This window comes from Rhodoferax sp. (genome assembly GCF_039922535.1).
Classification (GTDB): domain Bacteria; phylum Pseudomonadota; class Gammaproteobacteria; order Burkholderiales; family Burkholderiaceae_C; genus Rhodoferax_B.
Window position 1 is genome coordinate 1 of record NZ_JBDTEM010000023.1, and the last position, 9,920, is coordinate 9,920.

The following is a 9,920-nucleotide window of genomic DNA, read 5'->3' on the forward strand; positions in this document are numbered from 1 at the left end:
CAGTGATGAGTACAGTGGTACGAATAGACATGGTGAATCCTAGGTTGGCAGCTTGCCAATGTGCGCCCAGATGCTGCTGCTGTCTGTGCGGCGGCACACATACCGGTGAAATACCACATTTTTGATAGCTTCCAGCGCAGGTGCTGTGTGCGCTGGAGTCGTATTTTTTATAAATTTCATCCCAAAAAACCAAGCTAGCCATAGCCGCTTCCACCATCGCCTGGCGGGCTTTTTGGGCATGCAGGCTGCTACAGTGATCCATGCATTTTTCGCCTTCTCTCTTTAAGAACTGCAATGGGTATTAAACGTCTGGCGCAGGATTTGGGTCTGTCTATTGCGACAGTTTCCAGAGCGTTGAACAACCACCCTGAAGTCAGCGCGCAGACCCGCCAGCGGGTGCAGGATGCCGCCCAGGCCCGGGCCTATGCACCCAACCAGTCGGGCCGCAGCCTGCGTAAGGGGCGGCACAACACCATCGGCTTGATGCTGCCGCCCAAAAGCAGCAACGAAAACTACACCTGGTCGCTGTTTTTGACGCTGGCCGAAGGCATCCAGAGCCGTATTGCCCCCGCCGATCTGGAGCTGGTGCTGTTCCAAAACCGAGACGATGCCGACGAGATGGCGCGGCTCAAACGGGTAGTCGAGCGCCGTTTGGTAGACGGATTGATCCTGGCCGGCACCCGCCGCAAAGACGAACGACTGGATTACGTGGCCGCCCAGGGATTTCCGTTCGTGGCGCTGGGCCGCAGCAGCTCGGGCGGTGAGCATGCCTGGGTGGACCTGGACTTTGAGGTCGGCGTGGCCCAGGTGGTGGGCAACCTGGTGGCGCGCGGCCACCAGCGCATCGCGCTGTGCACCCCGCAAGACGATGCCATGCAAGGCCATTTGATGCGCAAGGGCTACCGCAGCGCCATGCGCCGCCACGGCCTGGTAGTGGACAACGCGCTGATTGGCCGCGAGGAACTGTCCGAGCGCGGTGGCTACCTGGAGGTGCGCCGCTTGCGTGCCCTGGAGAGCCCACCCAGCGCCGTCATTTTCCAAAGTGATTGCATGGCCATCGGGGCCTATGGCAGTCTGCACGAACTGGGTTTGCAGCCGGGCCCCGACATGGCGATTTTTGGCGGCGTGCTGACCGGCGAGCTGGCCCGGTACATGCACCCTTCCCTAAGCGGGTTTTCGGTGGACTTGCGGCCCCTAGGCACGCGCCTGGCCGATGCTTTGCTGGCGCGCATGGCGGCGCAGGATGCGGGCGTGCCTGCCACCGCCTTTCAGCAGCTGTGGCCGCTGAATATTCTGCAAGGCAAAAGCGACATCTAGTCGGATTCCCCAGGCCGCTGCCGCCTCCATTCACAGGGTTTCCACCGAGCACGGATAGACGCATCTCCGCAAATAATCCATTTCCGTAAACGTTTCCGGAAACGAAGTTGCGGCACTAAAAATTTATCAGCAAGCATATGGAGACAACACCATGAACCGACGATTTACCCTGCGCTGGGCCAGTGCCGCAGCGGCATTGATCAGCTTGGGTTTGGGCGCCGCCCAGGCCGAGACGCTCAAAATCTGGAGCTTTGGCGAGCAAGACAACTACACCGAGACCATGGTGAAAGAGTTCCAGGCCAAGAACCCCGATTTGACGATTGAAGTGCGCCGGGTGGCGTTCTCCGATGTGAACGACGAGGCGCTGCGCGCCATCCGCTCTGGCACCGGCCCGGACATCATGCCCATCGACAACCCGAACGTGGCTTTCTTCGCCGCCAAAAAGGCCTTGCTGGACCTGGACGACATGGTCAAGCAGTCCAAGGTGATCCATGCCGACAAGATTTTCCCCGGCCCCCGGCTCAACTCCACCTGGGGTGGCAAGCTGGTCGGCATTCCGCGCGGTGCCAACACGATTGCGCTGTACATCAACGACGACATGTTCCGCGAAGCCGGGCTGGACCCGGAGAAGCCACCGCGCTCGTGGGCCGAGCTGCATGCGGCTGCCACTAAGCTGAACAACCCTGCCAAAAACATCTTTGGCCTGGCGTTTTCGGCGCGTGGCAACGAAGAGGGGACTTTCCAGTTCCTGCCGTACATCCAGAGTGCCGGTGCCGACTGGAACAAGCTGGACAGCCCCGGTGCCATCCGCGCGGTGGAGTTCTGGCAAAAGCTGCTGGACGAAAAGCTGGCCTCCCGCGACACGCTGAACCGTGGCCAGTCGGATTCCACCGCCACCTTCATCAACGGCAACGCCGCCATGGTGGTGTCCGGCCCGTGGGAGGTCCCCGGTATCGACAAGAGCGCCAAGTTTAAATGGCGTGTGGCCCTGCTGCCGGGTGAAAAGGCCGACGGCGTGCACACCTCGGCCCTGGGCGAGCAGAGCTACGTGATTCCCAAGAATGCCGCCAACCCCAAAGCCGCCTTTCGCTTCATGGAATACGTGATCTCGCAGCAAGGCCGCAACTGGAACGACTTTGGTATCCTGCCCGCCACCTCGGATGCGGTGGCCAAAGACCCGAAATGGCCGCAGGCCTACCAGGCGTTCTCCGAGCAGATGAAGTACGCCCGCCCCCGCGGCCCCAACCCCGAGTGGCCGCAAATCTCCAAAGCCATCTCGGGTGCCATGCAGCAGGTGCTGACCCACCAGGCGGATGCCAGGACGGCCATGGCGGCGGCTGCGGCACAGGTACAGCGCGTCACCAAAAACTAAGAACTGAAGTAAGACACCCACGGCTGCGGCTGTGGGTTCCTTGATATCTGTCTGGCTCCCCATGAACCCTAAACGCTCTTTTGGCAGCTTTGAGAACTGGCTGCTGGTGCTCGGCCTGTGCTATTTGCTGGTATTTGCCGGCCTGCCGCTGCTGTACAACCTAGTGATGTCGTTCCAGGAAGTGGACACCATGGCACCGGGCAACTGGTGGGCGCGGCCCTGGGTGGGGTTTGCCAATTACATCGACGTGCTGCAGCGCCCCGAAGCCCGCGGCGTGTGGGTGAACACGGGGATTTTCATCGTCTTGTCGCTGGTGTTCCAGGTGGGGCTGGGCTTTGGGCTGGCCCTGCTGTTCCAGGAGGCGTTTTTGGGCGCTACCGTGATGCGTGGCCTGTTTTTGGCGGGCTGGATCATGCCGGGCCTGGTGGCGGGGGTGATCTGGAAGCTGATGTTTGCAGGCGACTTTGGTGTGCTCAACCACGTGCTGCTGACGCTGGGGCTGGCCAAGGAATCGATTTACTGGCTGTCCGATGCCCGCTACGCGCTGTACGCGGTGGTGATCGCCAACGTATGGCTGGGCGTGCCGTTCAATATGTTGCTGCTGTCGGCCGGGCTGGCGCAGATTCCCAAGGATTTGTACGAGGCCGCCGAGCTGGACGGCGCGGGCACCTGGCAGCGCTTCTACACCATCACCTTGCCGATGATGCAGTCCACCCTGGGCGCGGTGATCGCACTGGGCGTGATCATGACCATCCAGCAGTTTGACCTGGTCGCCGCCCTGACCCAGGGCGGCCCGGCCAACGCTTCGCAAGTGGCGCAGTACTGGTCCTGGCAGCTGTCGTTCCAGACCTTTGAGATCGCACCGGGTAGCGCGGTGGCTTCGCTGATGCTGGTGGCCGTAGTTGCTACGGCGGTGGTCTATGTGCGGGCCACCCGCCATGAGCGGTGGGTGTAAGCATGCGGCGTAAGTTCCTCTTCTGCCTGGCACTGGGCCTGACTGCGCTGTATTTGTTCCCGCTGTATTGGATGTTCATCACTGCATTCAAAAGCAACCCCGAGCTGTTTCGCCTGCCCCCCACCTTTTGGCCAGAGAGTGCGCAGTCCAACATCGGCCGCGTGTTCCACGACTATTCCATGGGCCGCAACCTGTGGAATTCGCTGGTGATTGCCGGCGGCGTGACCACGGCGACGGTGCTGCTGGGCACGGGCGCCGCCTACGCCCTGGCCCAGGCGCGCAGCCGCTGGATCGAGGTGGCGCTGTTCGCCATTCTGGTGCTGCAGGCGCTGCCTCCGGCGCTGATGGTGACACCGATTTTTGCGGCCTTCCAGGAGCTGGGTTTGCTGGGCTTTCCGCGCCTGTCGGTGGTGCTGGCGCAGATCAGCAAGACGCTGCCGTTCTACATGGTGCTGATGCGTTCGGCCTTTGTGCAGGTGCCGCGCGAGCTGCGCGAGGCGGCGCTGGTAGACGGCGCTACGCCGCGCCAGGCCTTCATCCACGTGGTGCTGCCGCTGGTACGCAACAGCGTGCTGGTCACCGGTATTTTGGTTTTCTTGCAGACCCTGGGCGAATACGTGTTCTCGCGCTCGCTGATCTTGGACGACAAGTTCACCACCACCACCGTGGCGCTGGCGGCTTTTGTGGGCGATACCAAGACCGATTGGGTCGGCATCATGACCTACGCCGCCATCTACACCACCCCGATCCTGATCGCCTTCATGTTGTTGCAGCGGCGCATCGTCAGCGGCCTGACGGCTGGCGCACTCAAATAAGCATTTCTCCATGAACACCATCGAAATCAAGGGCCTGGACAAGTCCTACGGCACCACCCCGATCTTGCGCGGCATCGACCTCAACATCCGCCAGGGCAGCTTTGTGGCCCTGGTGGGGCCGTCGGGCTGTGGCAAATCCACCTTGCTGCGCACCATTGCCGGGCTGGAAAGCATCACCGCGGGCACGCTCAGTATCGACGGCAAAGTGGTCAATGACACCCCGCCGCGCGACCGCGACGTGGCCATGGTGTTCCAGTCGTATGCGCTGTACCCGCACATGGACGTGGCCCGCAACATGAGTTATTCGCTACGGCTCAAAAAGGCGGCGGCCTCGGTGATCGACAGCGCGCTGGAAGGTGTGGCCAACACCCTGGGCCTGAAGCCGCTGCTGCAGCGCATGCCCCGCGAACTGTCGGGCGGCCAGCGCCAGCGCGTCGCCATGGGCCGCGCCATCGTGCGCCAGCCCAAGGTGTTCTTGTTTGACGAACCCCTGTCTAACCTCGATGCCGCCTTGCGGGTCCACATGCGCAGCGAGATCCGCAAGCTGCACCAGCGGCTGAAAGCCACCTCGGTCTACGTCACCCACGACCAGATCGAGGCCATGACCATGGCCGACCAGGTGGTGGTGATGCGCGCCGGGCACATCGAGCAAGTGGGCACGCCGCTGGAACTGTATGACACGCCGAACAACCGTTTCGTGGGCGGATTCATTGGCTCACCCGCTATGAATTTTGTACCCGGCGTGGTGGCGAATGACGGGCAAGCAGTGGCCATCACCGGCACCGACTGCCTGCTGCCGCTGGACCGGGCGCGTCCGTCCAGCCGACCTGTGTGGGTGGGTTTGCGCCCCGAGCATTTGACGATCCAGCAGGGCAGCCGCCTGCTGGGCCGGGTGGATACGGTGGAGTCCACCGGAAGTATGACCTTTATCACCTTCGAGCTGGCCGGAGCCCTGGTCACGCTGGCCCAGACCGGCCGCGTCAGCCTGGCCGTAGGCGACCAGGTGCCACTGGGCATCGCCCCCGCGCAGACCCATATTTTTGACCACACCACCGAAGCTGCCCTTTAACCATTTTTAACCCACCATGAAGATTAACGACGGTAACTGGCTCATCCGCAAGGGCCTGCAAGTGATGCAACCGGTGCACGTGCACTCGGTGCAGCAGCAGGGCAATGCACTGCTGATTTACGCTGCGCCCAAAGACGTGTCGCAACGCGCCCACCAGCTGGATGTGGGGTTGTTCACCGTGCGCCTGTATGCGCCGCGCCCCGGCATCATCGGCGTGCGCATGGAGCACTTTCAGGGGGGCGGCTCGGCCAACCCGGCTTTCACGCTGTACGCCGATGCGGGCAGCGTGGCCCAGGTAGCGATGGACGCAGACACTGCCACGCTGACCAGCGGCACGCTGTCGGTCACCATTCCGCGCAGCGGCCCCTGGGCACTGGACTTCTTGCACGGCAGCCAGCGCATCACCGGCAGCGGCCTGCGCAGCGGCGGCCAGGCGCTGGAAGAGGCCAGCGGCAAAACCCACATGTTCGAGCGGCTGGACCTGGGCGTGGGCGAAAACATCTACGGCCTGGGCGAGCGCTTCACCCCGTTTGTACGCAACGGCCAGGTGGTGGACATCTGGAACCAGGACGGTGGCACCAGCTCCGAGCAGTCGTACAAAAACATCCCGTTCTATCTGAGCTCGCGCGGTTACGGCGTGTTCGTCAACACCCCGCGCCTGGTGTCGTTCGAGGTAGCGTCGGAAAAGGTGGCCAAGGTGCAGTTCAGCAGCGAAGGCGAGGCGCTGGAGTACTTCGTCATCGACGGCCCCGAACCCAAAGACGTGCTGGACCGCTACACCCAGCTCACCGGCCGCCCGGCACTGCCGCCGCAGTGGTCGTTCGGCCTGTGGCTCACCACCTCGTTCACCACCGACTACAACGAGGAGACGGTCAACCACTTCATCGACGGCATGGCCGAGCGCGGCCTGCCGCTGCACGTGTTCCATTTCGACTGCTTCTGGATGAAGGCCTTCCACTGGTGCGACTTTGAATGGGACCGCGAAAGCTTCCCCGACCCGGTAGGCATGCTGGCCCGGCTGAAGGCGCGCGGCCTGAAGATCTGCCTCTGGATCAACCCCTACATCGCCCAGCCGTCGCCGCTGTTCAAAGAAGGCATGGACAAGGGCTACCTGCTGCGCCGCCCCGACGGCAGCGTCTGGCAGTGGGACCGCTGGCAACCCGGCCAGGCGCTGGTGGACTTCACCAACCCCGCCGCCTGCGACTGGTACGCCGGTCACCTGCGCCGCCTGATCGACATGGGCGTGGACTGCTTCAAGACCGACTTTGGCGAGCGCGTGCCCACCGACGTGGTCTACCACGACGGCTCCGACCCGCAAGGCATGCACAACTACTACGCCTTTGCCTACAACGCACTGGTTTATCGTGTGCTGCAAGACAAGTTGGGCGAGACCGAGGCCGTGCTGTTCGCCCGCGCCGCCACCGTGGGCGGCCAGCAGTTCCCGGTGCACTGGGGTGGTGACTGCAATTCCAACTACGAATCCATGGCCGAGAGCCTGCGCGGTGGCCTGTCGCTGGGCCTGTCCGGCTTTGGCTTCTGGAGCCACGACATCGGTGGCTTCGAAAACACCGCCCCGGCCGACGTGTACAAGCGCTGGTGCGCCTTCGGCCTGCTGTCCAGCCACAGCCGCCTGCACGGCAGCAAGTCCTACCGCGTGCCATGGCTGTTTGACGACGAGGCGGTGGACGTGCTGCGCCATTTCACGCAGTGGAAATGCCGCCTCATGCCCTACCTGTGGGATGCCGCCGTGCAGGCCCGCGACCACGGCACGCCCGTCATGCGCCCGCTGCTGCTGGAGTTTGCCGACGACCTGACGACCCACACCCTGGACCGCCAGTACATGTTAGGCAGTCAGTTGCTGGTGGCCCCGGTATTGCGCAGCGACTCCGAGGTCGATGTGTACCTGCCCGCAGGCCGCTGGACGCATCTGTTCACCGGCGAAGTGGTGGAGGGTGGCCGTTGGCGGCACGAGCAGCACAGCATGCTCAGCCTGCCGCTGTACGTGCGCCCTGGCAGCCTGTTGGCGCTGGGTGCGCGCGACGACCGGCCCGACTACGACTATTGCGATGGTCTGGAGCTGCATTTGTTCGAGCTGGCCGACGGTACCGCCACCCGCGTGCGCGTGCCCGATGCGCAAGGCAATGCTGCTTTGACCATGCAGATACAGTGCGACGGCCCGTGTTTGCGTGTCTACTGGCAAGGCCCTGCTGCCGTACTGGTGCTGCGCGGCTTGCATGCGCTGCAGCAGGCGCTGGCCGGTGTGCGGGTAGAGGCCAGCGCGCAAGGCCTGCGGGTGCATCTGCCCGAAGGCGTGCAGACGTTGGACCTGCAACTGGCACAGGGCTAGTTGCTATTTAATAAATAGCTGCTTGCGCAGGTGCTACCTGCGCTGGAGGCCTATTTTTTATAAATTTCTTGGCCGTGTACCAGCGCGCCCAGCGTCGCCATCGCCGCTTCCATGCGCGCATCCCAGAGGTGGCCGTAGTTCAAGCGGATGCAATGGCGCAAAGCTTGCCGGGCCGAGAACATCGGCCCCGGCGCGATGCTGATGCCCTGGGTCAGCGCCTGCTGGTGCAGCGCCAGGGTGTCGAAGCCTTCTGCAAACGCCACCCACACAAAGTAGCCGCCGCCGGGCTGCGACACCTGCACGTCGGCCGGGAAGTAGCGGGCGATGGCCGTCACCAGGCTGGCGTGTTGCGACTCCAGCACATGGCGCAGGCGGCGCAGGTGCTTGTCGTAGCCGCCGTGCTGCAGGTAATCGGCCAGGGCCGCCTGGGCGGGCAGGCTGGCACCCAGCGTGGTCATCAGCTTGAGTTGCGCAATCCGCGGGCCGAAGCGGCCGGGCGCCACCCAGCCGACGCGGTAGCCGGGGGCCAGGGTTTTGCTGAACGAGCTGCAGTGCATTACCAGGCCTTGCCGGTCAAACGCCTTGGCGGGCAGCGGGGCCTGGCTGCCGAAGTACAGCTCGCCGTACACATCGTCCTCGATCAGCGGGATTTGGCGGCTGGCTAGCAGGGCCACCAGCCGCTGTTTGCCCGCCATCGACAGACTGGCCCCGGTCGGGTTCTGGAAGCTGGTCATCAGCCAGCAGGCCTTCACCGGGTGGTGTTTCAGGGCTTGCTCCAACGCGTCCAGGTCTAGCCCGTGCTGCGGGTGCACGGGGATTTCCAGTGCGCGCATTTTCAGCCGCTCCAGCGTTTGCAGGCTGGCGTAGAAGCCGGGCGATTCCACGGCCACCAGGTCGCCGGGCTGGGCCACGGCAGCCAGGCACAGGTTCAGCGCTTCGAGCGCGCCGCTGGTCACCACCAGCTCGTCGGGCGGCTGGGCCATGCCCATGGCCAGGTAGCGCAGCGCAATCTGCTGGCGCAGCCCGGCATGGCCCTGGGGCAGGTGCTGCACCGATTCCCAGGGTTGGCTGCGGCGCATGCTGCGGCCCAGTGACTGGGCCAGGCGCTGCAGCGGAAACAGCGCGGGGGATGGAAAAGCCGAGCCCAGCGGCGCAATGTCGCGTTGCTGCGCCGCGTCCAGCACGGCAAACACCAGGCCGCTGATATCCACCTTAGCCGCCACCTGCGCGGGCGGGGCGGCTGTGCGTGCCATGGGGGCGGGCAGGGTGACGGCCCCGGTCACAAAGTAGCCCGAGCGTTCGCGTGCCCGCACTAAGCCCTTTTCTTCCAGTCGGTAATAGGCCTGGAAGGCGGTGGACGGGCTGATACCGTGCTGCGCCGTGAGTGTGCGGATGGACGGCATGCGGCTGCCCGGCGCGCGCTGGCCGGAGCGGATGTCGACGGCCAGCAGGTCGGCCAGTTGCTCGTAACGTTTCATCTGAGCTGTAGATTTTTACATTTTTAGCATCTGGTATGGTTTTTTAAATGCCCACTGCTGCTGTTCCAAGCTGTGGGGCTGGAGCATGATTCCCCATCGTGAAAATACTCCTGTCTCTTTTATTTCTACTCGTGGCCACGGCCAGCCATGCCGCGCCAGCGCCGTTTGAAGACACGATCGCCCAGCGCACCCAGGCCTGTACCGCCTGCCACGGTAAAGAGGGGCGGGCCGCCAGCGACGGCTATTACCCGCGCATTGCGGGCAAACCGGCGGGCTACCTCTACCACCAGTTGCTCAATTTCCGCGACGGCCGCCGCCACTACGGGCTGATGGTGCAAATGGTCGATCCGCTCAGCGACGCGTATCTGATGGAGATCGCGCAGTATTTTTCGCAGCTGGACCTGCCGTACCCCGCACCCCAGCCTAGCAAGGTGACGGCTGAGGTGCTGCGCCGGGGCCAGATGCTGGTGCAGCAAGGCGATGCCACGCGGCAGATTCCCGCCTGTGTGCAATGCCACGGTGCCGCGCTCACCGGCGTGGCCCCGAACATTCCCGGCCTGCTGGGCC

General features: G+C 63.8%; 8 protein-coding genes and 1 pseudogene. 7 read left to right on the top strand and 2 right to left on the bottom strand.

The window, feature by feature from the left end; genetic code table 11:
• On the bottom strand, positions 1–262 hold a 262-nt coding region (locus ABI213_RS00965), incomplete at its 3' end, for a hypothetical protein (RefSeq protein WP_348025704.1).
• Positions 263–294: 32 nt separating this feature from the next.
• Between ABI213_RS00965 and ABI213_RS00970 the strand changes: the two genes are divergently transcribed.
• From ABI213_RS00970 to yicI, 6 genes are all read left to right on the top strand, one after another.
• Positions 295–1,317: a substrate-binding domain-containing protein gene (locus tag ABI213_RS00970; RefSeq protein WP_348005911.1), complete on the top strand. Its 1,023-nt coding sequence runs from the start codon at positions 295–297 to the stop codon at positions 1,315–1,317.
• 151 nt (positions 1,318–1,468) lie between these two features.
• Positions 1,469–2,689, top strand: a complete 1,221-nt coding sequence (locus tag ABI213_RS00975) for a sugar ABC transporter substrate-binding protein (protein WP_348005912.1) — start codon at positions 1,469–1,471, stop codon at positions 2,687–2,689.
• A 61-nt stretch (positions 2,690–2,750) separates the two neighbouring features.
• Positions 2,751–3,644: a sugar ABC transporter permease gene (locus ABI213_RS00980; RefSeq protein WP_348005913.1), complete on the top strand. Its 894-nt coding sequence runs from the start codon at positions 2,751–2,753 to the stop codon at positions 3,642–3,644.
• Positions 3,645–3,646: 2 nt separating this feature from the next.
• Positions 3,647–4,459: a carbohydrate ABC transporter permease gene (locus ABI213_RS00985; protein WP_348005914.1), complete on the top strand. Its 813-nt coding sequence runs from the start codon at positions 3,647–3,649 to the stop codon at positions 4,457–4,459.
• Between the two features lie 10 nt (positions 4,460–4,469).
• Positions 4,470–5,528: a sn-glycerol-3-phosphate ABC transporter ATP-binding protein UgpC gene (gene ugpC, locus ABI213_RS00990; RefSeq protein WP_348005915.1), complete on the top strand. Its 1,059-nt coding sequence runs from the start codon at positions 4,470–4,472 to the stop codon at positions 5,526–5,528.
• 16 nt (positions 5,529–5,544) lie between these two features.
• Positions 5,545–7,875 carry an alpha-xylosidase gene (gene yicI, locus ABI213_RS00995; protein ID WP_348005916.1) on the top strand — a complete coding sequence of 777 codons (2,331 nt, stop codon included), beginning with the start codon at positions 5,545–5,547 and terminating at the stop codon, positions 7,873–7,875.
• A gap of 50 nt (positions 7,876–7,925) precedes the next feature.
• Here the strand turns inward: yicI and ABI213_RS01000 are convergent, their stop codons facing one another.
• Positions 7,926–9,353: a PLP-dependent aminotransferase family protein gene (locus ABI213_RS01000; RefSeq protein ID WP_348005917.1), complete on the bottom strand. Its 1,428-nt coding sequence runs from the start codon at positions 9,351–9,353 to the stop codon at positions 7,926–7,928.
• Positions 9,354–9,484: 131 nt separating this feature from the next.
• Here ABI213_RS01000 and ABI213_RS01005 point away from each other — a divergent pair.
• Positions 9,485–9,920: pseudogene (locus ABI213_RS01005) on the top strand (cytochrome C); the annotation flags it as partial.

Excerpts from the sequence above, each read along its gene's own strand:
- ABI213_RS00970 (WP_348005911.1), top strand. The coding sequence starts at position 295 with ATGGGTATTAAACGTCTGGCGCAGGATTTGGGTCTGTCTATTGCGACA.
- ABI213_RS00975 (WP_348005912.1), top strand. The coding sequence starts at position 1,469 with ATGAACCGACGATTTACCCTGCGCTGGGCCAGTGCCGCAGCGGCATTG.
- ugpC (WP_348005915.1), top strand. The coding sequence starts at position 4,470 with ATGAACACCATCGAAATCAAGGGCCTGGACAAGTCCTACGGCACCACC.
- ABI213_RS00980 (WP_348005913.1), top strand. The coding sequence starts at position 2,751 with ATGAACCCTAAACGCTCTTTTGGCAGCTTTGAGAACTGGCTGCTGGTG.
- ABI213_RS00985 (WP_348005914.1), top strand. The coding sequence starts at position 3,647 with ATGCGGCGTAAGTTCCTCTTCTGCCTGGCACTGGGCCTGACTGCGCTG.
- ABI213_RS01000 (WP_348005917.1), bottom strand. The coding sequence starts at position 9,353 with ATGAAACGTTACGAGCAACTGGCCGACCTGCTGGCCGTCGACATCCGC.
- yicI (WP_348005916.1), top strand. The coding sequence starts at position 5,545 with ATGAAGATTAACGACGGTAACTGGCTCATCCGCAAGGGCCTGCAAGTG.